Origin of the sequence: Caenispirillum bisanense, from assembly GCF_039523075.1 — a bacterium.
Lineage (GTDB): Bacteria > Pseudomonadota > Alphaproteobacteria > Rhodospirillales > Rhodospirillaceae > Caenispirillum > Caenispirillum bisanense.
Genome location: NZ_BAAAEP010000030.1, coordinates 21,252 through 44,159 on the forward strand (window position 1 = coordinate 21,252; position 22,908 = coordinate 44,159).

At 69.6% G+C, this 22,908-nt stretch carries 21 protein-coding genes; 11 read left to right on the forward strand and 10 right to left on the reverse strand.

Features of this window, described 5'->3' with window-relative positions:
• Positions 1-3 precede the first annotated feature (3 nt).
• The 5 genes from modB to chrA form a co-directional block, all read right to left on the reverse strand.
• Complete coding sequence (modB, locus tag ABD056_RS14040) at positions 4-702, reverse strand: molybdate ABC transporter permease subunit (protein ID WP_343867554.1); 699 nt, start codon at positions 700-702, stop codon at positions 4-6.
• A 12-nt stretch (positions 703-714) separates the two neighbouring features.
• Positions 715-1,506, reverse strand: coding sequence for a molybdate ABC transporter substrate-binding protein (gene modA / locus ABD056_RS14045; RefSeq protein WP_343867556.1), 792 nt, complete (start codon positions 1,504-1,506; stop codon positions 715-717).
• A 283-nt stretch (positions 1,507-1,789) separates the two neighbouring features.
• Positions 1,790-2,167 carry a winged helix-turn-helix domain-containing protein gene (locus ABD056_RS14050; RefSeq protein WP_343867558.1) on the reverse strand — a complete coding sequence of 126 codons (378 nt, stop codon included), beginning with the start codon at positions 2,165-2,167 and terminating at the stop codon, positions 1,790-1,792.
• Positions 2,168-2,258: 91 nt separating this feature from the next.
• The gene (locus ABD056_RS14055; RefSeq protein WP_343867560.1) at positions 2,259-2,675 is read right to left on the reverse strand and encodes a c-type cytochrome; all 417 of its coding nucleotides are present in this window, start codon (positions 2,673-2,675) and stop codon (positions 2,259-2,261) included.
• A 74-nt stretch (positions 2,676-2,749) separates the two neighbouring features.
• Positions 2,750-3,982 carry a chromate efflux transporter gene (gene chrA / locus ABD056_RS14060; RefSeq protein WP_343867562.1) on the reverse strand — a complete coding sequence of 411 codons (1,233 nt, stop codon included), beginning with the start codon at positions 3,980-3,982 and terminating at the stop codon, positions 2,750-2,752.
• A gap of 329 nt (positions 3,983-4,311) precedes the next feature.
• Between chrA and mdh the strand changes: the two genes are divergently transcribed.
• From mdh to ABD056_RS14100, 8 genes are all read left to right on the forward strand, one after another.
• Positions 4,312-5,271: a malate dehydrogenase gene (mdh, locus tag ABD056_RS14065; RefSeq protein ID WP_343867564.1), complete on the forward strand. Its 960-nt coding sequence runs from the start codon at positions 4,312-4,314 to the stop codon at positions 5,269-5,271.
• Between the two features lie 23 nt (positions 5,272-5,294).
• Positions 5,295-6,494: an ADP-forming succinate--CoA ligase subunit beta gene (gene sucC, locus ABD056_RS14070; protein WP_343867566.1), complete on the forward strand. Its 1,200-nt coding sequence runs from the start codon at positions 5,295-5,297 to the stop codon at positions 6,492-6,494.
• Positions 6,495-6,496: 2 nt separating this feature from the next.
• Positions 6,497-7,372, forward strand: a complete 876-nt coding sequence (gene sucD, locus ABD056_RS14075; RefSeq protein ID WP_343867567.1) for a succinate--CoA ligase subunit alpha — start codon at positions 6,497-6,499, stop codon at positions 7,370-7,372.
• Positions 7,373-7,529: 157 nt separating this feature from the next.
• Positions 7,530-10,472, forward strand: coding sequence for a 2-oxoglutarate dehydrogenase E1 component (locus ABD056_RS14080; protein WP_343867569.1), 2,943 nt, complete (start codon positions 7,530-7,532; stop codon positions 10,470-10,472).
• A 40-nt stretch (positions 10,473-10,512) separates the two neighbouring features.
• Positions 10,513-11,790, forward strand: coding sequence for a 2-oxoglutarate dehydrogenase complex dihydrolipoyllysine-residue succinyltransferase (gene odhB / locus ABD056_RS14085; protein ID WP_343867571.1), 1,278 nt, complete (start codon positions 10,513-10,515; stop codon positions 11,788-11,790).
• A 125-nt stretch (positions 11,791-11,915) separates the two neighbouring features.
• On the forward strand, positions 11,916-13,319 hold the full coding sequence (lpdA, locus tag ABD056_RS14090; protein ID WP_343867572.1) for a dihydrolipoyl dehydrogenase: 1,404 nt from the start codon (positions 11,916-11,918) through the stop codon (positions 13,317-13,319).
• A gap of 178 nt (positions 13,320-13,497) precedes the next feature.
• The gene (locus ABD056_RS14095) at positions 13,498-14,727 is read left to right on the forward strand and encodes an MFS transporter (protein ID WP_343867574.1); all 1,230 of its coding nucleotides are present in this window, start codon (positions 13,498-13,500) and stop codon (positions 14,725-14,727) included.
• 58 nt (positions 14,728-14,785) lie between these two features.
• Entirely contained in the window at positions 14,786-15,130 is a 345-nt protein-coding gene (locus ABD056_RS14100) for a hypothetical protein (protein WP_343867576.1), read from the forward strand.
• 41 nt (positions 15,131-15,171) lie between these two features.
• On the opposite strand, the gene ABD056_RS14105 is transcribed toward ABD056_RS14100, so the two are convergent.
• The 5 genes from ABD056_RS14105 to fsa all read right to left on the reverse strand — a co-directional run bounded on the left by ABD056_RS14105 (position 15,172) and on the right by fsa (position 18,202).
• Positions 15,172-15,486, reverse strand: coding sequence for a sll1863 family stress response protein (locus tag ABD056_RS14105; protein WP_343867577.1), 315 nt, complete (start codon positions 15,484-15,486; stop codon positions 15,172-15,174).
• A 57-nt stretch (positions 15,487-15,543) separates the two neighbouring features.
• The gene (locus ABD056_RS14110; protein WP_343867579.1) at positions 15,544-15,723 is read right to left on the reverse strand and encodes an entericidin A/B family lipoprotein; all 180 of its coding nucleotides are present in this window, start codon (positions 15,721-15,723) and stop codon (positions 15,544-15,546) included.
• Between the two features lie 117 nt (positions 15,724-15,840).
• Positions 15,841-16,851 (reverse strand): tyrosine recombinase XerC, encoded by a 1,011-nt coding sequence (locus tag ABD056_RS14115; RefSeq protein ID WP_343867580.1) that lies wholly within the window; start codon positions 16,849-16,851, stop codon positions 15,841-15,843.
• Positions 16,830-17,537: a DUF484 family protein gene (locus ABD056_RS14120; RefSeq protein WP_343867582.1), complete on the reverse strand. Its 708-nt coding sequence runs from the start codon at positions 17,535-17,537 to the stop codon at positions 16,830-16,832. Before ABD056_RS14120 ends, ABD056_RS14115 begins: the two co-directional genes overlap by 22 nt.
• A 2-nt stretch (positions 17,538-17,539) precedes the next feature.
• Complete coding sequence (gene fsa / locus ABD056_RS14125) at positions 17,540-18,202, reverse strand: fructose-6-phosphate aldolase (RefSeq protein WP_343867584.1); 663 nt, start codon at positions 18,200-18,202, stop codon at positions 17,540-17,542.
• Between the two features lie 108 nt (positions 18,203-18,310).
• Here fsa and ABD056_RS14130 point away from each other — a divergent pair, with 108 nt between their 5' ends.
• The 3 genes from ABD056_RS14130 to atpA all read left to right on the forward strand — a co-directional run bounded on the left by ABD056_RS14130 (position 18,311) and on the right by atpA (position 22,903).
• Positions 18,311-20,587 (forward strand): primosomal protein N', encoded by a 2,277-nt coding sequence (locus ABD056_RS14130; RefSeq protein WP_343867586.1) that lies wholly within the window; start codon positions 18,311-18,313, stop codon positions 20,585-20,587.
• A gap of 223 nt (positions 20,588-20,810) precedes the next feature.
• Complete coding sequence (locus tag ABD056_RS14135; RefSeq protein WP_343867588.1) at positions 20,811-21,368, forward strand: F0F1 ATP synthase subunit delta; 558 nt, start codon at positions 20,811-20,813, stop codon at positions 21,366-21,368.
• On the forward strand, positions 21,368-22,903 hold the full coding sequence (gene atpA / locus ABD056_RS14140; protein ID WP_343867590.1) for a F0F1 ATP synthase subunit alpha: 1,536 nt from the start codon (positions 21,368-21,370) through the stop codon (positions 22,901-22,903). Before ABD056_RS14135 ends, atpA begins: the two co-directional genes overlap by 1 nt.
• Positions 22,904-22,908: the final 5 nt, after the last annotated feature.

Genomic DNA, 22,908 nt, shown 5'->3' on the forward strand with positions numbered 1-22,908 from the left:
GCGCTACCCCCGCAGCCGTTTCTGCATGCGCCGCGCCAGCAGTTCCGACGCCACCAGGGCCGCCAGCGCCAGCACGGCGGAGATGACGCACAGGCGGAAGGCGGCGGCATCGCCCCCCGGCACCTGCGTCGCGGTGTAGAGGGCCAGCGGCAGGGTGCGGGTTTCGCCGGGGATGTTGCTGGCGAAGGTGATGGTGGCGCCGAATTCCGACAGCGACCGCGCGAAGGCCAGGATCACCCCGGCCAGCACCCCCGGCGCCACCAGCGGCAGGGTGACGGTGAGGAACACCCGCTGCGGCGAGGCGCCGAGGGTGCGGGCGGCCTGCTCCAGCCCGCGGTCGACGCCTTCCATGCTGAGGCGGATGGCCCGCACCATGAGCGGAAAGGCCATGACGGCGGCGGCGATGGCGGCCGCCTTCCAGGTGAACACGATCTGGATGCCGAACCACTCCCACAGCGCCTGACCGACCGGCCCGCGCCGCCCGAAGGTGACCAGCAGGACATAGCCGGTCACCACCGGCGGCAGCACCAGCGGCATGTGGATGAGGCCGTCGACCAGCACCTTGCCGGGAAACTCCCGCCGGGCCAGCAGCCAGGCGCAGGCGATGCCCAGCGGCAGGCTGCCGGTGACGGCCCAGAACGACACCTTGAGGCTGAGCCACAGGGCTTCCCGTTCCACGGCGGTGAGGGCGAGGGCGTCCATGCCGGTGCCCGATCAGTTCACGGTGAAGCCGTAGCGGACGAAGATCTCCCGCGCCGCCGGCCCCTGCAGGAATGCCAGCAGCTCGCGGGCGGCCGGCGTGTCCTTCACCAGCACCACCGGATAGCTGACCGGCGGGTGGCTGTCGGCCGGGAAGGTGCCGACCACCTTCACCCCCGTCGATACCGCCGCATCGGTGGCATAGACGATGCCGAGCGCCGCCTCGCCGCGTTCCACCAGCGCCAGGGCGGAGCGGACGTCGTTCTGGCGGGCGAGCGCCGGTTCCGCCGCCTGCCACAGGCCCAGGTGCTCCAGCGCCGCCTTGGCATACTGGCCGACCGGAACGTGCTCCGGGTCGCCGACGGCGAGGCGGCTGCCGGTCAGCAGCGCCGGCAGGTCGAGCCCGGGGGCGATGTCGACGGCGGTCAGGGGGGAGTCGGCAGGGGCGATCAGCACCACCCGGTTGCCCACCAGATCCCGCCGGCTGCCCTCCACCACCAGATTGCGGTCCGCCAGGTAATCGGCCCACTGGCTGTTGGCCGACAGGAAGACCTCGGCCGGGGCGCCCTGCTCGATCTGCTTCGCCAGGGTGGAGGCGGAGGCGAAGGACGGGGTGACGGCGATGCCGGTCTCGGCCGTGAAGGCGGTGATGATGTCGGTGACGGCGTTGGTGGTGGAGGCGGCGGCGTAGATGGTGGTCCGCCCGTCTGCCGCGGCGGCCGGCGGGGCGGCGGCGATGGCGGTCAGGGCACCGGCAAGGGCGAGCACCGCGGCGGCGAGGCGGCGGGCGAAACGCAGGTCTCCCATGGTCACACTCTCCTGTCAGGTCGGTCTTTTCCGAACGGACGCCGACTCTCCCTCGTGATGCCTTTATCGTTGTATACGGTGATACATAGCGAAAGCCACAAGAAAGGCCGGCGCCGCAGGGGCGTCCGGCCGGTCAGCGAGCGGGGGCGGTCATCCCGATGATGGTCATGGTTCCGTTCCCTCGATCAGGCTTCATTTTGTATCGGGTCGGATATAGCGCCTTTCCTGAGTACAGGATGCCCGCAACGGCGGCAAGGGAAAAAGCTGCATGGAAAATGTGCGCTCAGCCGGCCGGCGGTGCCAGCAGGGCCTGCAGCGCCGCCGTTTCCTCGGCCATGGCGGCCTCGGCCTTGGCGGTCATGCTGCGGTAGAGGGCGAGCACGCTGCGGCCCTCCTCGGTCAGCCGGGCGCCGCCGCCGCGCTGGCCGCCGGCCACCGACTCGACCAGCGGGCGGGCGAAGTGGCGGTTGGTCTCGTCCACCAGCAGCCAGGCGCGGCGGTAGCTCATGCCCATGGCGCGGGCGGCGGCGGAGATGGAGCCCTCGCTGTCGATGCGGGCCAGCAGGTCCATGCGGCCGGGGCCGAGCACCAGCTCGCCGCCGCGCTTGAAGCGCAGGCGCATGGACAGGGCGGGCGACGGGGCGGCGGCGGGGTCTGGCATGGCTCGCGGACTGGACGGGAGGGTGGCGGCAGAATGCCACCCGCGCCGCCGCAGGTCGAGCCGTCTTGCGGCGGGCGGGTGGCCCGCGGGATCAGTCGTTGAGGGTTTCCATGTAGGCGATGACGTCGCGGCGCTGCTGCTCGTCGGCCAGCTTGAAGGTCATCTTGCTGCGCACCTTGGGATCGTCGAGGGTGGCGCGCATCCAGGCGGTGGGATCGGCGAGGTAGTTGAGAAGCTGCGCCTCGGTCCATTCCGGCTGGCTCTCGGCCGCCTGCTTCAGGCCGTCGGAGAAGTTGAAGCCCTCCAGCGCCGCCACCCCGCGCTGGGTGACGCCGTAGAGATTGGGTCCGACCTTGTTGGCGCCGCCCTTGTCGAAGGTGTGGCAGGCGACGCAACGCTTGGCGACCACTTCGCCACGGGTGGCGTCGCCGGCATCCTGGGCCAGCGCCGCCCCCGCCGACAAGGCGATGGTGGCCGCGGCGGCGGCAAGGGTCAGGCTGATCTTCATCGTGCTCTCCTGGTTGTTGTCGTTCTGGCTTTCCGGGACGACAGGACTACGCACGACGACGGCGGACGGTTTTTCTACAGCCAGATGCCGGCCATCCCCACCACCGCCACCACCAGCCACGGCGGCAGCTTCCAGGCGACCAGCAGCAGCAGGGCGGCCAGCACCAGCACGAAGTCCAGCGGCCCGCGCACGCCGGCCGTCACCACCGGGTGGTAGAAGGCGGCGGCCAGCAGCCCGACCACGGCCGCATTCACCCCCGCCAGCGCCGCCTGGGCGCGGGCATGGGCGCGCAGGGTCGACCAGAACGGCAGCGCCGCGAACACCAGCAGCCACGCCGGCAGGAAGATGGCGAGCAGTGCCACCGCCGCCCCGGTCCAGCCGTCCGACGCCATGCCGAGGTAGGCGGCAAAGGTGAACAGCGGCCCCGGCACCGCCTGCGCGAGGCCGTAGCCGGCCAGGAACGACTCGGGCGTCACCCATCCCGGCGCCACCACTTCCGCCTGCAGCAGCGGCAGCACCACATGGCCGCCGCCGAACACCAGGGCGCCGGCGCGATAGAAGGCGCCGAACAGGTCGAGCAGATGTGGCCCGCCCAGCAGCGGCAGGCCGCCCAGCAGGGCGAGGAACAGCCCCAGCGCCGCCGCCGCCGTGCGCCGCCCGATGGGCAGCGGGATGCGGGCGGCCGCCGGCCGCACATCCGGCCGCACCAGCGCCAGCCCGGCCACGGCCCCGAGCCCGATGGCGACCATCTGCGCCGCCGCCGCCCCCCACAGGGTGACCAGGGCGGCGGCGGCCACCGCGATGGTGGCGCGCGGCGCATCCGGCGTCAGGCTGCGCGCCATGCTCCACAGGGCGACGGCGACCTCCGCCACCGCCGCCGCCTTCAGGCCCGACAGCGCCTCCGCCGTCAGCCCGCCGGCGCCCGACAGCCAGCCGATGCCGAGCGCCGCTAGCGCCATCAGCAGCGCCGACGGCAGGGTGAAGGCGACCCACGCCGCCGCCGCCCCGCCTAGGCCGCCGCGCATGAGGCCGAGGGCGATGCCCACCTGGCTCGACGCCGGACCGGGAAGGAACTGGCACAGCGCCACCAGATCGGCATAGGCTGCCTCGTCCAGCCAGCGACGGCGGGCGACGAATTCCTCGCGGAAGTAGCCGATGTGGGCGACGGGGCCGCCGAAGGCGGTCAGGCCAAGGCGCAGGAAGGCGCCGAACACCTCGCCGGCATGGCCGCCGCCAGCGGGTGCCGCGGCGGCTTCGGGAGCGCTGGCGGGGGGGACGTCGGGCGCAGCGGGATCGCTGGGCGGCATGGGGAGGCTCCGGCCGGGGACTCGGGCGGGCAGTATAGGCGGCGGAGCCCCTCTCCCGACCTACCCGAAGGGGGCGTTTTCCTGCTACTCACCCGGATTTCATGGAAGCGTAACACCTCCTTCCGGCACCCCGACCCCCTGTCAGGCCTTGCTCCCGGTGAACATGGCGGGAACCGCAGAAAATAAGGGGCTGCTAATATTCCCCCGGCTGACCGGTATGCCCTTGTCCTCTGCCCGGAAACGCGGTAGTTAAGGCCCCCCGTTGGTGTTGCCGCAACGTCGTTGCGGTACCCTGCATCGCAACCGCTTCTCAGCACGAGGGGACATCCATGGCACGCAACAAGATCGCTCTGGTCGGCGCCGGCAACATCGGCGGCACTCTGGCGCATCTGATCGGTCTTAAGGAACTGGGCGACGTCGTCCTGTTCGATATTGCCGAAGGTACTCCGCAGGGCAAGGGCCTGGACATCGCCGAATCGACCCCGATCGAGGGCGTCGACGCCGAATACACCGGCGCCAACGACTACAGCGCGATTGCGGGCGCCGACGTCGTCATCGTCACCGCCGGCGTGCCGCGCAAGCCGGGCATGAGCCGCGATGACCTGATCGAGACCAACGCCAAGGTGATGGCCTCCGTCGGCAAGGGCATCAAGGACAACTGCCCGAACGCCTTCGTGATCTGCATCACCAACCCGCTCGACGCGATGGTGTGGGCCCTGCGCGAGGCCTCCGGCCTGCCGCACAACATGGTCGTCGGCATGGCCGGCGTGCTGGATTCGGCCCGCTTCCGCTGGTTCCTGCACGAGGAATTCAAGGTCTCCGTCGAAGACATCACCGCCTTCGTGCTGGGCGGCCACGGCGACACCATGGTGCCGCTGGTGCGCTACTCCACCGTTGCCGGCATTCCGCTGCCGGACCTCGTCCGCAAGGGCTGGACGACCCAGGAGAAGCTGGACCAGATCGTGCAGCGCACCCGTGACGGCGGCGCCGAGATCGTCGGCCTGCTGAAGACCGGCTCCGCCTTCTACGCCCCGGCCGCCGCCGCCGTGCAGATGGCCGAGAGCTACCTGAAGGACAAGAAGCGCCTGCTGCCCTGCGCCGCGTGGTGCGACGGCGTCTACGGCCTCGACGGCTTCTACGTCGGCGTGCCGGTGATCATCGGTGCCGGCGGCGTCGAGAAGGTCGTGGAAATCGACCTGAGCGACGACGAGAAGGCCATGTTCGATCACTCGGTGAACGCCGTGAAGGGCCTCGTCGAGGCGACCAAGAAGCTCATGCCGCAGGCCTGAGCGCAGGAAGGGGAAGCCCGAACATGAACATTCATGAGTATCAGGCGAAGCAGATCCTCGCGAAGTACGGCGTGCCGATCCTGGAAGGCGGCGTTGCCTACACGGCCGACGAGGCCGCGACGGTCGCCAAGCAGCTGCCCGGCCCGGTCTATGTGGTGAAGAGCCAGATCCACGCCGGCGGCCGCGGCAAGGGCAAGTTCAAGGAAGCCGAAGCGGGCGACAAGGGCGGCGTGCGCGTCGTCAAGTCGCCGGCCGAAGTGGCCGAGAACGCCAAGCAGATGATCGGCAAGACGCTCGTCACCCACCAGACCGGCCCGGCCGGCAAGGAAGTGAAGCGCGTCTACATCGAAGCCGGCTGCGACATCAAGCGCGAGCTGTACCTCGCCATGCTGGTGGACCGCGCCACCTCGCGCATCTCGATCATGGCGTCGACCGAAGGCGGCATGGACATCGAGGAAGTGGCCGCCCACAGCCCGGAAAAGATCGTCGTCCAGACCATCGATCCGGCCTCGGGCATCTCGGGCTTCCACTGCCGCAACATCGCCTTCAAGCTGAAGCTGGAAGGCAAGCAGGTCGGCGCCTTCACGAAGCTGCTGACGGCGCTCTACACCTGCTTCACCGACACCGATGCCTCCATGCTGGAGATCAACCCCCTCGTCGTGACCGGCGAAGGCGCGGTGATCCCGCTGGACTGCAAGATGAACTTCGATCCGAACGCCCTCTACCGGCACAAGGACATCGAAGAGATGCGCGACGAGTCCGAAGAAGACCCGTCGGAAATCGAAGCGTCCAAGCACAGCCTCAACTACATCAAGCTTGACGGCTCCATTGGCTGCATGGTGAACGGCGCCGGCCTCGCCATGGCGACCATGGACATCATCAAGCTGTACGGCGGTTCGCCGGCCAACTTCCTGGACGTCGGCGGTGGCGCGACGAAGGAGCGCGTGACCGCGGCCTTCAAGATCATCCTGTCCGACCCGAACGTCGAAGGCATCCTGGTCAACATCTTCGGCGGCATCATGCGCTGCGACGTGATCGCCGAGGGCGTCGTCGCCGCGGCCCGCGAAGTCAGCCTGAACGTGCCGCTGGTGGTGCGCCTGGAAGGCACCAACGTCGAGCTGGGCAAGAAGATCATGGCCGAATCCGGCCTGCCCATCATCGCCGCCGACAACCTGGCGGATGCCGCTGAAAAGGTCGTCAAGGCCGTGAAGGAGGCCGCGTAATCATGGCTGTTCTGATCAACAAGGACACGAAGGTCATCTGCCAGGGCTTCACCGGCTCGCAGGGCACCTTCCACTCCGAACAGGCGATTGCCTACGGCACCAAGATGGTCGGCGGCGTGACCCCCGGCAAGGGCGGCACCAAGCACCTCGACCTGCCGGTGTTCGACACCGTCGGCGAGGCCAAGGAAGCCACCGGCGCCAACGCGACCGTCATCTACGTGCCGCCGCCGTTCGCCGCCGACGCCATCCTTGAGGCGATCGACGCCGAGATCGAGCTGGCCGTCTGCATCACCGAGGGCATTCCCGTGCTCGACATGGTGAAGGTGAAGCGCGCCCTGGCGAACTCCAAGACCCGCCTCGTCGGTCCGAACTGCCCGGGCGTCATCACGCCGGGCGAGTGCAAGATCGGCATCATGCCCGGCCACATTCACCAGCGCGGCAAGATCGGCGTCGTCTCCCGCTCCGGCACGCTGACCTACGAAGCCGTGGCGCAGACCACCGCCGCCGGCCTCGGCCAGTCGACCTGCATCGGCATCGGTGGTGACCCGGTCAACGGCACCAACTTCATCGACTGCCTGGAGATGTTCCTCAAGGATCCCGAGACCGAGGGCATCATCATGATCGGTGAAATCGGTGGTTCGGCCGAAGAGGAAGCCGCCGAGTTCATCAAGCAGTCGAAGGTGAAGAAGCCCATGGTCGGCTTCATCGCCGGTGTCACCGCCCCCCCGGGCAAGCGCATGGGCCACGCCGGCGCCATCATCTCCGGCGGCAAGGGTACCGCCGGCGACAAGATGGACGCCATGAAGTCGGCGGGCATCCTGGTCGCGGACAGCCCGGCGGCCCTCGGCTCGACCATGCTGAAGGCGATGAAGGGCTGACAACAGGCCCCATCCGCCTGATGTAAGGTCGCACGCGCGGGAGCCCTCCCGCGCGTGACGCCACGCAAGTAGGTAGGAAACCACGGAGACCCGGCGCGGCCCCCACCACCGGGTGGACAGGGTCGCGCCGGCGCTCCAAGCCAAGAGAGCCGGAGCTTTGGAAGCTTCTTTCCTGACTGGCGCCAACGCCATCTTCATCGCCGAGCTGTACGAGCGTTGGCTCGACGATGCCACCTCCGTCGATCAGAGCTGGCAGGCGTTCTTCGCCGAGCTTCACGACGATCCGGCCCTGATCCGCGGTGACCGGCACGGCGGAAGCTGGGCGCCGGAAGGCCGGGCCAAGGTGATCGGCGCCGTCGATCCCGAAGAGGCCGCTGCCGCCGCCGCCAAGAAGAAGAAGGAAGCCGGCAAGGGCGCCGGCGGCGTGTCGGCCGAGGAAGTGCGCGCCCGCACCCTCGATTCGATCCGCGCCCTCATGCTCATCCGCGCCTATCGCGTCCGCGGCCACCTGATGGCCACGCTGGACCCGCTCGGCCTGGTGCAGCCGGAGCCGCACCCGGAACTCGACTACAAGACCTACGGTTTCACCGATGCCGATCTCAACCGCGAGATCTTCATCGACAACGTGCTCGGCCTGGAGACCGCCAAGCTGCGCACCATCCTTGAGGTGGTGCAGCAGACCTATTGCGGCTCGGTCGGCGTCGAGTTCATGCACATCCAGGACCCCGACCAGAAGGCCTGGATCCAGAAGCGCATGGAAAGCTCGCGCAGCCATGCCGACTTCTCCGACCTGGGCAAGAAGACCATCCTGGAGCGCCTGACGGCGGCCGAGGGCTTCGAGAAGTTCCTGCAGGTCAAGTACACCGGCACCAAGCGCTTCGGCCTGGAAGGCGGCGAGAGCGTCATCCCCGCCATCGAGCAGGTGCTGAAGCGCGGCAGCCAGCTGGGCGTCGAGGAAGTGGTGTTCGGCATGGCCCACCGCGGCCGCCTGAACGTGCTGACCAACATCATGATGAAGCCGTACCAGGCGCTGTTCTCGGAGTTCCAGGGCAACCCGGCCAACCCCGAGGACGTGCAGGGCTCCGGCGACGTGAAGTACCACCTGGGTACCTCCGCCGACCGTGAGTTCGACGGCAAGAAGGTCCACCTGTCGCTGCAGGCCAACCCGTCGCACCTGGAAGTCGTCAACCCGGTGGTGCTCGGCAAGGTTCGCGCCAAGCAGGACCAGATCGGCGATACCGAGCGCAAGCGCGTGCTCGGCGTGCTGCTGCACGGTGACGCGGCCTTCGCCGGCCAGGGCATCGTGGCGGAATGCTTCGGCTTCTCGCAGCTGAAGGGCTACCGCACCGGCGGCACCATCCACTTCATCATCAATAACCAGATCGGCTTCACCACGGCGCCGCAGTACAGCCGGTCGGGCACCTACAGCTCCGACATCGCCAAGATGGTGCAGGCCCCGATCCTGCACGTGAACGGCGACGATCCGGAAGCGGTGGTGTTCGCCGCCCGCGTCGCCATGGAATACCGCCAGGAATTCGGCGCCGACGTGGTGGTGGACATGATCTGCTACCGCCGTCACGGCCACAACGAATCCGACGAGCCGGCATTCACCCAGCCGCTGATGTACAAGAACATCGGCGCCCGCAAGACCACCCGCGAAGTCTACGCCGACAAGCTGGTGGCCGAGGGCGTGGTGACCGCCGAGGAATCGGCCCGCATCAACGACGACTTCACCGCCCGCCTGGAGGGCGACTTCCAGGCCGCCAACGCCTACAAGCCCAACAAGGCCGACTGGCTGGAGGGCAAGTGGAAGGGCCTGATGCAGGCCACCGGTGAAGAGGAATACCGCACCGAGGCGACCGACGTTGAAGTCGACATCCTGAAGGAAGTCGGCAAGGCGCTGTCGACCCCGCCGGAGGGCTTTGACGTCAACCGCAAGATCCTGCGCCAGATGAAGCAGAAGGCGGAGATGTTCGAGACCGGCGAAGGCATCGACTGGGCCACCGGTGAGGCGCTCGCCTTCGGCACCCTGGCGGTGGAAGGCGCGCCCATCCGCCTGTCCGGCCAGGATGCCGGCCGCGGCACCTTCTCGCAGCGTCATTCGGTGCTGGTCGACCAGGGCACGGAAAAGACCTACGTGCCGCTGAACCACATCCGCGAGGGCCAGGCCCGCTACGACGTCATCGACAGTCCGCTGTCGGAGGTGTCGGTGCTTGGCTTCGACTACGGCTACTCGCTGCAGGAGCCCAACGGCCTCACCCTGTGGGAAGCCCAGTTCGGCGACTTCGCCAACGGCGCCCAGGTGATCTTCGACCAGTTCATCAGCTCGGGCGAGTCCAAGTGGCTGCGCATGTCCGGCCTGGTGGTGCTGCTGCCGCACGGCTTCGAAGGCCAGGGCCCCGAGCACAGCTCGGCCCGCCCGGAGCGCTTCCTGCAGCTGTGCGCCGAAGACAACATGCAGGTGTGCAACATCACCACGCCGGCCAACTACTTCCATGCCCTGCGCCGGCAGATCCGCCGCAACTTCCGCAAGCCGCTGATCATCTTCACGCCGAAGTCGCTGCTGCGCCACAAGCTGGCGGTCTCCAAGCTGGAGGACTTCGGCCCCGGTTCGCGCTTCCGCCGCGTGATGCCGGAGTTCGACGAGGGTCTGGTCGCCGACGACAAGATCAAGCGTGTCGTGCTGTGCTCGGGCAAGGTCTATTACGACCTGCTGCAGTACCGCATGGACAACGCCATCGACGACGTCGCGCTGATCCGCATCGAGCAGCTGTACCCGTGGCCGAAGGAAACCCTGGTCGCCCAGCTGTCGCGCTACAAGAACGCCGAGGTGGTGTGGTGCCAGGAAGAGCCCGCCAACATGGGCTACTGGCAGTTCGTCGACCGCCGCATCGAGTTCGCCCTGGCCGACATCGACGGTCACAAGGCGCGCGAGGCGGTCTACGTCGGCCGCAAGGCGTCGGCGTCGCCGGCCACCGGCCTGTTCAAGAAGCACGTGGAAGAGCAGGCCTGGGTGGTCGAGAACGCCATGGTCGGCGATCTGTCGACCGTGCCGGTGCCGTTCTCCCGCGTCACCCAGCTGAGCAAGATCGGCCAGTAAGGCCGCCGCTTTAACGACGAGATTTCATTCGAGGAAACCCATGGCCACCGAAATCAAAGTGCCCGCCCTGGGCGAGTCCGTCTCCGAGGCGACGGTCGCGAAGTGGTTCAAGAAGGTCGGCGAGGCGATCAACGCCGACGAGCCGCTGGTCGAGCTGGAAACCGACAAGGTCACCGTGGAAGTGCCGGCGCCCGCCTCCGGCACCATCCAGGAAATCGTCGCCGCCGAAGGCGCCGAGGTCAGCGTCGGCGCCCTGCTGGGCGTGATCGCCGAGGGTGCCGTCGCCGCCGCCCCGGCCGCCAAGAAGGAAGCGCCGAAGGCCGAGGCCCCGAAGGCCGAGCCCGCCAAGGCCGCCGCGCCGGCTCCGGCCCCCGCCGCTGCCCCGGCCGCCGCCGCCGGCGGCAAGGCCAACCTCGACTACCCGCTGGCGCCGGCCGTGCGCAAGCTGGTGGAAGAGAACAACCTTGATGCCGCCGCCATTCCGGCCACCGGCAAGGACGGCCGTCTGACCAAGGAAGACGTGCTGAACTTCCTGTCTGGCGGCAAGAAGGCCGCTCCGGCCGCTGCCGCCGCGGCGCCGGCCGGCGTGGTGTGGACCGAGGGCCGCGACGCCGGCGAGCGCGAGGAAAAGGTCAAGATGACCCGCCTGCGCCGCCGCATCGCCGAGCGTCTGAAGGAAGCGCAGAACACCGCCGCCATGCTGACCACCTTCAACGAGGTGGACATGACCAACATCATGGCCCTGCGCAACCAGTACAAGGACGTGTTTGAGAAGAAGCACGGCGTGAAGCTCGGCTTCATGTCCTTCTTCGCCAAGGCCTGCGTCCAGGCCCTGCAGGAAATCCCGGCCGTCAACGGCGAGATTTCCGGCGACAGCATCATCTACAAGAACCACTACGACATCGGTGTCGCCGTCGGCACGCCGCAGGGTCTGGTGGTGCCGGTGGTGCGCGACTGCGACACCATGAACTTCGCCGAGATCGAGAAGAAGATCGGCGAGTTCGGCAAGCGCGCCCGCGACGGCAAGCTGACCATGGAGGAGATGTCGGGCGGCACCTTCACCATCTCCAACGGCGGCGTGTACGGCTCGCTGCTGTCGACGCCGATCCTCAACACCCCGCAGTCGGGCATCCTGGGCATGCACAAGACCCAGATGCGCCCGATGGTGATGCCGGACGGCTCCATCCAGGCCCGCCCGATGATGTACCTGGCGCTGTCCTACGACCACCGCATCATCGACGGCAAGGAAGCCGTGACCTTCCTCGTGCGCGTGAAGGAGTGCATCGAGGATCCGGCGCGCCTGCTGTTCGACGTCTGATACCGACCGGCGAGGCCGGAGCCCCGGGCTCCGGCCTTCGCGTCACGGCCCCACGTTGTCCCGCCTCCGCTGTCTCCATGCACAGTGCATGACGGGCGAAAGAACCAGGAAACGGACAGACAGACATGGCTGACAAGACCTACGACCTGCTCGTCATCGGCGCCGGCCCCGGCGGCTACGTCTGCGCCATCCGCGCCGCCCAGCTCGGCATGAAGGTGGGCGTCGTGGAGAAGCGCGAGAGCCTCGGCGGCACCTGCCTGAACGTCGGCTGCATCCCCTCGAAGGCGCTGCTGCAGTCGTCGCACCTGTATGAAATGGCGGCGCACGAGTTCGACCAGCACGGCATCAAGGTGAAGCCGGAGTTCGACCTCGGCACCATGATGAAGCGCAAGGACAAGGTGGTCGCCGACAACACCGGCGGCATCGCCTTCCTGTTCAAGAAGAACAAGATCGACCATCTGGTCGGCCACGGCACCCTGGTCGCCGCCGACACCGTGAAGGTGACCGGCAAGGACGGCGAGCAGACGGTGAAGGCGAAGAACATCGTCATCGCCACCGGCTCCGACGTCGCCCCGCTGCCGGGCGTGGACATCGACGAGAAGCAGATCGTCTCGTCCACCGGCGCGCTGGAACTGAAGTCGGTGCCGAAGAGCATGGTCGTCATCGGTGCCGGCGTCATCGGCCTGGAACTGGGCTCGGTCTACCGCCGCCTGGGCGCCGACGTGACGGTGATCGAATTCCTCGACGTCATCCTGCCGCCCATGGACGGCGAGGTGCGCAAGCAGATGCAGCGCATCCTGGAAAAGCAGGGCATGAAGTTCATGCTCGGCCACAAGGTGACCGGCGCCGAGAAGGGCAAGAAGGCCGTGTCGCTGAAGGTGGAAGCGGTCAAGGGCGGCGACGCCAAGACCGTCGAGGCCGAAGTGGTGCTGGTCGCCATCGGCCGCCGCCCCTACACCGACACCCTCGGCCTGAAGGACGTCGGCGTCACCATGACCGATCGCGGCTTCATCCCGGTGGACGAGCACTTCCAGACCAACGTTCAGGGCATCTTCGCCATCGGTGACGTCATCGGCGGCGCCATGCTGGCGCACAAGGCCGAGGAAGAGGGCGTCGCCGTCGCCGAGATGCTGGCCGGCGAGTCCGGTCATGTGAACTACGACGCCATCCCGTCGGTGGTCTACACCTGGCCGGAAGTGGCCTCGGTGGGCAAGACCGAGGAGCAGCTGAAGGACGCCGGCATCGAGTACCGCGTCGGCAAGTTCCCCTTCACCGCCAACGGCCGCGCCCGCTGCAACGGCGAGACCGACGGCTTCGTGAAGATGCTGGCCGACGCCAAGACCGACCGCATCCTCGGCTGCCACATCATCGGCCCGGAAGGCGGCGACCTGCTGCAGGAAGTGGTGGTCGGCATGGAGTTCGGCGCCTCCGCCGAAGACATCGCCCGCACCTGCCACAGTCACCCGGCTCTCGGCGAGGCGGTGAAGGAAGCGGCCCTGGCGGTCGACAAGCGCACCATCCACATGTGATGGCGCGCTGCGTCCGACGCGGCGAGTGAAGACGAAGAAACGCGGCGGGCCCGGTGCCTGCCGCGTTTTTCGTTGGCCGGAGGGGCGGGGGCGCAAGGGCGCAGGGGCGGCAGGCGGCCCTGTCGGGGCGGCGGCAATATCCCTTTCCGCGTCCTCGCCGCCGTCGTATGACCGCTGCATGAACCGCCGCATCACCCTTCTGATCGCCGCCGTCTGCCTGGCGGAGATCTGCACCATGGTCGGGGTGTTCACCTTCCCGGCCCTGCTGCCCGGCTTCATGGCCGAATGGCGGCTGAGCAACACCGAGGCCGGCTGGATCTCGGGCGTCTCCTTCGCCGCCTATGCCCTGGCGGCGCCGGTGCTCGTCAGCCTCACCGACCGCCTGGATGCCCGCCGGGTCTACATCGTGGGGGCGCTGCTGGCGGCGGTGTCCTGCGCCGGCTTCGCCCTGCTGGCCGATGGCTTCTGGCCGGCGCTGGTGTTCCGTGCGGTGGGTGGCGCGGCCCTGGCCGGCACCTACATGCCGGGCCTGCGGGTGCTGGTGGACCGGGTGCCGGCGGCCCTGCGGCCACGGGTGGTGCCGCTCTATACCGCCTGCTTCAGTCTCGGCACCGCCGCGTCCTACGCCGTTTCCGCCGGTGCGGCGGAGGTGCTGGGCTGGCGGGCGGCCTTCGTGGTGGCCGGCGGGGCCGCGGTGATCGCCCTGGCGCTCATCCTGGTCCTGCCGCCCCATCGTCCGCCGGCAGCGGCGGCGGCCGGGCGGCTGCTCGACTTCCGGCCGGTGCTGCGCAACCGCCCGGCCATGGGCTACATCCTCGGCTACGTGGCGCATATGTGGGAGCTGTTCGCCTACCGCGCCTGGGTGGTCGGCTTCCTGGCCTTCGCCGCTGCCCTGCCGGGGGCCGACGACGGCGGCTGGAGCACCGGTGGCCTGCTGGCGCCCACTTCCGTGGCGGCGCTGGGGGCGGTGATCGCCTTCTTCTGCTCCATCGCCGGAGCAGAGGTCGCCACCCGCCTCGGCCGGGCACCGGTGGTGATGGTCTACATGCTGCTGTCGGGCGCCGCCGCCTTCGCCATGGGGCCGGCGGCGGGTGTTTCCTATCCCCTGGTGGCGGTGGCCATGCTGGTCTACATCGGCCTGATCCAGCTGGATTCCGCCGCCCTCACCACCGGCGCCGTCGAGCACGCGGCGGAGGACCGGCGGGGTGCCACCCTGGCGGTGCATTCCCTGCTCGGCTTCCTGTCGGCCTTCGTGGCGCCGCTGGCGGTGGGGGTGGTGCTGGATGCCGGCGGCGGCGACCTCGCCGCCTGGGGCTGGGCCTTTGCCTCGGTGGGCGCCGTCGGCCTGCTCGGCCCGCTGGCCCTGGCCTGGAGCCGCCGCGCCGGATCGCCTGTCGCGAAGCCTTAGCTTGTCTGCCGCCCCGCCGCCGTGCAACGGTAGGCGCCCCCAGTCACACCGCCGGACCATGACCCTGCCGCCCCATCCTGCCTCGCCGCAACCCATAGCCGCCGCCGCCCGCCGCCGGGTGCGACGGGCGGGGATGCTCGGGCTCGGGGTGGTGCTGGTGGTCGCCGGCCTCGCCCTGACGCCGACGCCGCTGCCGCTGGGACTGCCGCTGATGGCGGTGGGGATCTACCTGCTGGCGCGCGACAGTGCGACCATGCGCGAGGCCATCCGCCGCAGCCGGCGGCGTCTGCCGTCGCTGTCGCGGGCGCTGAACGGCATCAAGCGGGGGGTGCCGGCCGGGGTGCGGGGAATGATCGAGGCCACCGACCCGGCCATCGAAGCCGCCGGCGCGCCGCCGGACTGACGGCGGCAGGCGGCAGACGGGAGGCGGCGGGCAGGAGGTGGTCAGCTGCCGCCGCTGCCACGGCCGCGGAACCGCACCAGCGCCCTTTCGAAGGCATCGGCGACGGCCGTCCACGACTCCTCGGCGGCGGCATGGGCGCTGTGCCAGTCGTCCTGCTCGACGAACTGGCAGCGGGCGAGGTGACGGCTGACGTCGTCCCGCCGCGCCCGCAGCTCCGCCAGCTCCGGCGAGGGCGGATGGCCGGGCGTGGCCACCCGCTCCGCTTCCTCGGCCCGCGCCAGGTCGTCCATCTGCGCATCGAGTGTCGCCAGCCGGGTCTCCAGCTGACGGCAGTAGGTGTCGCGGGGGTCGCTCATGGCTGCGGGGGCCTCGCCGGTGCTGCGGTTGTTGGTGCTGCGGGGTGGGTGCCGGGCTTACTGGGCTTCCTGGGCCTCGTTCTCGATGCCTTCGCCGGCGGCCTGCATGTCCTCGCCGAAGCCTTCGACGGTGTTGCAGGCGGCAAGCCCGATGGTGCCGACGCTGAGCGCCAGCGACAGCAGCAGGGCATTGAGCGGCGAGCGCTTGCGGGTGGTTTCGGTCCCCTGGGTCTTCATGGTGTCGGTCCTCGTTCGATGATGCCGGGACAATGGCCCGGCGAGATGTCGAAGGAACGAGGACCTGCACCACTCGGTTGCCGCCACCCCTCGGCGTACCACCGTGCGGTGGGGCGTTCAGCCAGGCCGCCGGCGGGCGCGGGGGTGGGACGACTCGTAGATGGCGGTGAGGCGGGCGGCGTCCACTTCGGTGTAGCGCTGGGTGGTGGACAGGTTTGCGTGGCCCAGCAGCTCCTGGATGGTGCGCAGGTCGCCGCCGCGGCCCAGCAGGTGGGTGGCGAAGGAGTGGCGCAGGGCGTGCGGCGTGGCGCTGTCGGGCAGGCCGAGCAGCTGCCGCGTCTTCTCCATCGCCCGCTGCACCAGACGCGGGTTCAGTGGCCCGCCGCGGGCGCCGACGAACAGGGCGCGGTCCGGCGTCGGCGGATAGGGGCAGAGGGACAGGTAGTGGTCGATGGCCTGACGCACCAGCGGCAGCACCGGCACCACCCGCTGCTTGCGGCCCTTGCCGAGGATGGTCATGGCCTCGCCGGCCGGGCGGTCGGCGACGGTCATGCCCAGCGCCTCGCCCAGGCGCAGGCCGCAGCCGTAGAGCAGGGTGAGGATGGCGACGTCGCGGGCGGCGATCCACGGCTCGTCGTGCAGCTCGGCGGCGGTCGGCAGCACCTCCAGCGCCTCGTCCTCGGCCAGCGGCTTGGGCAGGCTGCGCGGCGGCTTGGGGTTGCGCACCAGGTCTATGGCCGGGTTCTCCATCAGCCCCAGGCGCGCGCACAGGCGGTAGAAGCCGCGCAGGGTGCTCATGCAGCGGCCCAGCGAGGTGCGGGCCAGCCCCTCGCCGGTGCGATGGGCGAGGAAGCTGCGGAAATCGCCGGCGGTCAGCTGCGCCAGGTCGGCCAGGGTCGGCTCCTGCCCCAGGAAGCCGGTGAGGAAGCGCAGGAAGGTGGCGAGGTCGCGCTGGTAGTTGGACAGGGTGTGCGGGCTGGCCGCTTTCTCCGCCACCAGCCAGCGCCGCCAGCGGGCGATGGCGTCGCGCAGGGCCGGGTCGGACGGCAGGCCCGGCGGCAGGGCGTCAGCCCCCGCCGCCAGGGCCGCCCGTTCGGAGGCCGGGATCACGCCGCCGGCTGCGCCCATCGCTCCACCGCATGTTCCACCACGCGGGCGAGGAAGCCGAGCAGTTCGGTGCCTTGCTGCGGGTGGAACGAGCCTTCGGTGCGGGTGCCGAGCGCCAGCACGCCCTGCGGCAGGCCGGCGCCGGGCTCCAGCCGCACCAGGGCGTCGGAGGCCACCAGGGCGGCGGCGGCGCCGTAGAGCGGCTGCTCGCCGCCGACGCTTTCGCGCAGGCGGGCGGTGACGCGGTCGCCCATCAGGGCGTCGATGCTGCCGGCCGGCAGTTCCTGCACGAACAGGGCGGCAGGCTTGGGCAGGCCGGCTTCGAAGGCGAAGGTGACCACGTCCACCTGCAGCACCACCGGCAGCTCGTCGGTGATGACGCGGGCCAGCGCGTCCATGCCGCCGGCCGCCAGCACCGCCAGCGCCGCCTGCAGGGTGCGTTCCTGCGTCGACATGTTGCTGCGGGTGGTGGTGATGAGCGCCTTGGCGGAGGCCTTCAGCTCCTCCACCTCGCGGCGCAGCCGCTCCACCACGTAATCGCGCAGGTCGACCACGTTGCCGTCGTCGCGCGCCGACAGGCCGGGCAGCAGCTCCGCCACCAGCGGCATGTTGTCGGCCAGGAACTGCGGATGGGCCCGCAGGTACTCCTTCACCTGCCGGGCGGTGATGCGCGGCGCCTCGGCGGCGGCGGTGTCCTGATCGGCCAAGGTCAGTCCTCCAGGATCTTGAGGCCGGACTTCTTCCAGTCGGCGTCGAAGGCGGCAAGGCCCTTGTCGGTCAGCGGATGGGCGTAGAGCTGGCGCAGCACCGACGGCGGCAGGGTGGCCACATGGGCGCCGATGCGGGCGGCATCCACCACATGGGTCGGGTTGCGGACGGAGGCGACCAGCACCTCGGTGCCGATGTCGAGGTAGTTGGAGTAGATCTCGACGATCTCGGCAATCAGCGCCATGCCGTCGTGGCCGATGTCGTCCAGGCGGCCGACGAAGGGCGACACGAAGGCGGCGCCGGCCTTGGCCGCCAGGATGGCCTGGGCGGCGCTGAAGCACAGGGTGACGTTGACCAGCGTGCCGTCGTCGGACAGCTTGCGGCAGGTCTTCAGGCCGTCGGGGGTCAGCGGCACCTTGATGCAGACGTTGTCGGCGATCTTCCGCAGCACGTCCGCCTCGCGCATCATGGTGGCGTGGTCGGGGGCAGTGACCTCGGCGCTGACCGGGCCGGGGACGACGGCGCAGATTTCCTTCACCAGATCGGTGAACTTCATGCCGGCCTTGGCCGCCAGCGATGGGTTGGTGGTGACGCCGTCGACGAGGCCGGTTTCGGCCAGATCGCGGATGTCGTCCAGGTTGGCCGTGTCGATGAAGAACTTCATGAGTGGGTCATGCCGTTTGCGGTTGAGGACAGCGTCGGTGGGGGAATTTGATTACGGCTCAAGGACTTGCCGTGGCGCCTTTAAGCCGCGTCGGATAGAGTGTAGCCCATGACACGGCCGCCCGCCACTCCTGCGCCCGCCGCCCCGGCGGAAGACGGCGCCCCCGCCCGCTTTGCCGCCGGCAGCCGCGTCGGCGTGCTGCTGCCGCTGCCGCTGGGGGGCGTCTATGACTACCGCGTGCCGCTGGTGGGCACCGACGGGCCGGTCGTCGAGGGGCAGGCGGTGGAGGTGCCGCTGGGCAAGCGGCGGGAGATCGGCGTGGTGTGGGGCCCCGGCACCGGCGAGGTGCCCGACGCCAAGGTGAAGGACGTGCTGCGGGCCTTCCCGGCGCCGCCGCTGCCGGCGGTGACGCGGCGGTTCGTCGACTGGGTGGCGGCCTATACCCTCAGCGCCCCCGGCGCGGTGCTGCGCATGGCGGTGAGCGTGCCGCAGGCGCTGGAGGAGGCGCGGCCGCTGACCGTCTACGGCCTGCGCGATCCCGCCCGTCCGCCCGACCTGGAGGCCATGGGCATCAAGGCCACCCGCGCCCGGCTGGCGGTGCTGCAGGCGGGGGCGGAGTTGCCGCCGCTGCCGGCCGCCGAACTGGCGCGCGAGGCCGGCGTCTCCGACGGCGTGGTGCGCGGGTTGGCGGAGGCGGGCGTGCTGGTGCCGTCGCAGGTGCAGCCGCTGCTGGCGCCCGACCGGCCCGACCCCGACCACCCCGGCCCGCAGCTTTCCCCCGGCCAGCGGGAGATCGCCGACGACCTCTGCCGGCGGGTGCGGCAGCCGGCCTTCTCGGTGGCGCTGCTGGAGGGGGTGACCGGCTCCGGCAAGACCGAGGTCTATTTCGAGGCGGTGGCCGAGGCCCTGCGCGCCGGCCGGCAGGTGCTGGTGCTGGTGCCGGAAATCAGCCTCACCGGCCAGTGGCTGGCCCGCTTCCGCCGCCGCTTCGGGGCGAGCCCGCTGGAGTGGCACTCGGAACTGACGGCCGCCCGCCGCCGTGACACCTGGCGGGCGGTGGCCGATGGCCGGGCGGCGGTGGTGGTGGGGGCGCGCTCGGCGCTGTTCCTGCCCTATCCCGACCTCGGCCTGATCGTCGTCGACGAAGAGCACGAGCAGGCCTTCAAGCAGGAGGAGGGCGTGCCCTACCACGCCCGCGACATGGCGGTGGTGCGGGCGCAGCTGGGGGCCATTCCGGTGGTGCTGGCCTCCGCCACGCCGTCGCTGGAAACCGCCATCAACGCCGAGGCCGGCCGCTACGACCGCCTGCACCTGCCCGACCGCCACGCCGGCGCCGAGATGCCGGCGGTGACGGTGGTGGACATGCGCCGCTACCCGCCCGAGAAGGGCGACTGGGGCCGATCGTGGCTGGCGCCGCCGGTGGTGGAGGCGGTGACCGAGACCCTGGCCAAGGGCGAGCAGGTGCTGCTGTTCCTCAACCGCCGCGGCTATGCCCCGCTCACCCTCTGCCGCACCTGCGGCTATCGCATCCAGTGCCCCAACTGCACCGCCTGGCTGGTGGAGCACCGACTGGCGAAGCGACTCGTCTGCCATCACTGCGGCCACAGCGCCCCGCTGCCCGCCGAATGCCCCGGCTGCGGCGCCGAGGACAGTCTGGCCGCCTGCGGTCCGGGGGTCGAGCGGCTGGCCGAGGAGGTGGAAGGCCGCTGGCCGCAGGCGCGGTCGGTGGTGGTGGCCTCCGACACCCTGGGCGGGCCGAGTGCGGTGGCGGCGATGATGCAGCGAATCGCCGATCATGAAGTGGACCTGCTGATCGGCACCCAGGTGCTGGCCAAGGGGCACCATTTCCCGCAGCTGACCCTGGTGGGCGTGGTCGATTCGGATCTCGGCCTGTCGGGCGGCGACCTGCGGGCGGCGGAACGCACCTGGCAGCTGCTGACCCAGGTGGCCGGCCGCGCCGGCCGCGGCGAGAAGCCGGGGCGGGTGATGCTGCAGACCTACCAGCCGGAGCACCCGGTGCTGCAGGCCCTGGCCACCGGCGACGCCGACTCGTTCCTGGCGGCGGAGACGGAAGGCCGCCGGGCGGCCAGCATGCCGCCCTTCGGCCGGCTGGCGGCGGTGATCGTGTCCGGCGAGGACGAGGCGGCGGTGGATGCGGTGTGCCGGGCGCTGGCCCAGCATGCGCCGCGCGACCCGGCGGTGGAGGTGCTCGGCCCGGCGCCGGCGCCGCTGGCGCTGTTGCGTGGTCGCCATCGCCGTCGATTCCTGGTAAAAACGCCGCGCGGCATGAGGATTCAGCCGGTCATGCGGGGGTGGCTCACCAAAGTGCGGGTTCCCCACGCGGTGCGGGTGCAGGTGGACATCGACCCCTACAGCTTTCTCTAGCGTTCCGTAAGCGCCGCCGCAGGGGCTTCGGAAGGCCGGGAAAAGGGCCAAAACCTGCCCGAACGGGTCGCCCCGAGCGCTTGCAACGCCATGCCGGTTATGCTAACTACCTCACGCGCTTGCGGGGGACTGGCTTGGCGCGCGTTCGCTTTTGCGAGCAAATCCAAATCGTTAAGCGGTTTCTTCCAGCGTCTTCAACGCACTACACTGGGGCTAGTCGCACGTGGCATCCGAAACAGCAACTACCGGCCTGGCCGACCGCTACGCCTCGGCGCTCTTCGAGCTGACCGAGGAAAAGGGCGTCCTGGACCAGGTGGCCGGCGACCTGCGCGATCTCAAGGCCATGATCGCCGAGAGCGCCGACTTCCGTCGCTTCGTCGAGAGCCCTGTGCTGTCGCGCGAGGAGCAGGTCAAGGGCGTGACCGCGCTGGCCGAAAAGGCCGGCATGCAGGACCTCACCCGTAACTTCCTCGGCCTTGCGGCCACCAATCGCCGGCTGTTCGCGCTGCCCGGCATCATCGACGCCTTCCTGGCGAAGCTTGCCGCCAAGCGCGGCGAGGTCACCGCCGAAGTCGTCTCCGCCAAGCCGCTGACCGATGCGCAGCGCGACGCCCTGGCCGCCTCTCTCAAGCAGGCGACCGGCAAGGACGTTGCGCTCTCGACGGCCGTCGATCCTTCGCTGATCGGCGGCCTCGTCGTCCGCGTCGGGTCGCGCATGATCGACAATTCTCTCCGCACGAAGCTGCAAAGACTTCAGCTCGCCATGAAAGGGGTTGGGTGATGGAAATCCGCGCCGCGGAAATCTCCGCTATCCTGAAGGAACAGATCGCCACGTTCGGCACCGAGGCTGATGTCGCCGAGGTCGGTCGCGTCCTGTCGGTCGGCGACGGTATTGCCCGCATCTACGGTCTCGACAACGTCCAGGCCGGCGAAATGGTCGAGTTCCCGGGCGGCATCAAGGGCATGGCCCTGAACCTCGAAACCGACAACGTCGGCGTCGTGATCTTCGGCGACGACACCAGCATCAAGGAAGGCGACGTCGTCAAGCGTACCGGCGCCATCGTGGACGTGCCGGTCGGCATGTCGCTGCTGGGTCGCGTGGTCGACGGTCTCGGTCAGGTCATCGACGGCAAGGGCGACCTCGTCGGCGCCGAGCGCAAGCGCGCCGAAGTGAAGGCCCCGGGCATCATCCCGCGCAAGTCGGTGCACGAGCCGGTGCAGACCGGCCTCAAGGCCATCGACGCCCTGATCCCGGTCGGCCGCGGCCAGCGCGAGCTGATCATCGGTGACCGTCAGACCGGCAAGACCGCCGTCATTCTGGACACCATCATCAACCAGAAGACGATCAACGACGCCGCGAAGAGCGACAAGGAAAAGCTCTTCTGCATCTACGTCGCCGTCGGTCAGAAGCGTTCCACCGTCGCCCAGGTCGTGAAGACCCTGGCCGAGAACGGTGCGCTCGACTACACCATCGTCGTCGCCGCCACCGCCTCCGACCCCGCCCCGATGCAGTTCCTGGCGCCGTACACCGGCTGCGCCATGGGCGAGTTCTTCCGCGACAACGGCATGCACGCCGTCATCTTCTACGACGACCTCTCCAAGCAGGCCGTCGCCTACCGTCAGATGTCGCTGCTGCTGCGTCGTCCGCCGGGACGCGAAGCCTACCCGGGCGACGTGTTCTACCTGCACTCCCGCCTGCTGGAACGCGCCGCGAAGCTGAACGACGAGAACGGCGCCGGCTCGCTGACCGCCCTGCCGGTCATCGAAACCCAGGCCGGTGACGTGTCGGCGTACATTCCGACCAACGTGATCTCCATCACCGACGGCCAGATCTTCCTGGAGACGGGCCTGTTCTTCAAGGGCATCCGCCCGGCCGTGAACGTCGGTCTGTCGGTGTCGCGCGTCGGCTCCGCCGCCCAGATCAAGGCGATGAAGCAGGTTGCCGGCACGATCAAGCTGGAACTCGCGCAGTACCGCGAAATGGCGGCCTTCGCCCAGTTCGCCTCCGACCTCGACCCGGCCACCCAGCGCCTGCTGGCCCGCGGCGAGCGTCTGACCGAGCTGCTGAAGCAGGCGCAGTTCTCGCCGCTGCCGGTCGAAGAGCAGGTGGTGTCGATCTTCGCCGGCACCAAGGGCTACCTCGACAAGCTGCCGGTCAACGCCGTCAACCGCTTCGAGCGCGAAATGCTGCACGAGATGAAGGCCAAGGCGCCGGGCATCCTGCAGGCCATCCGTTCCGAGCAGAAACTGTCGGACGACACCCAGGACAAGCTGAAGTCCTTCCTGGACGGCTTCGCGAAGTCCTTCGCGGCGTAATCGAC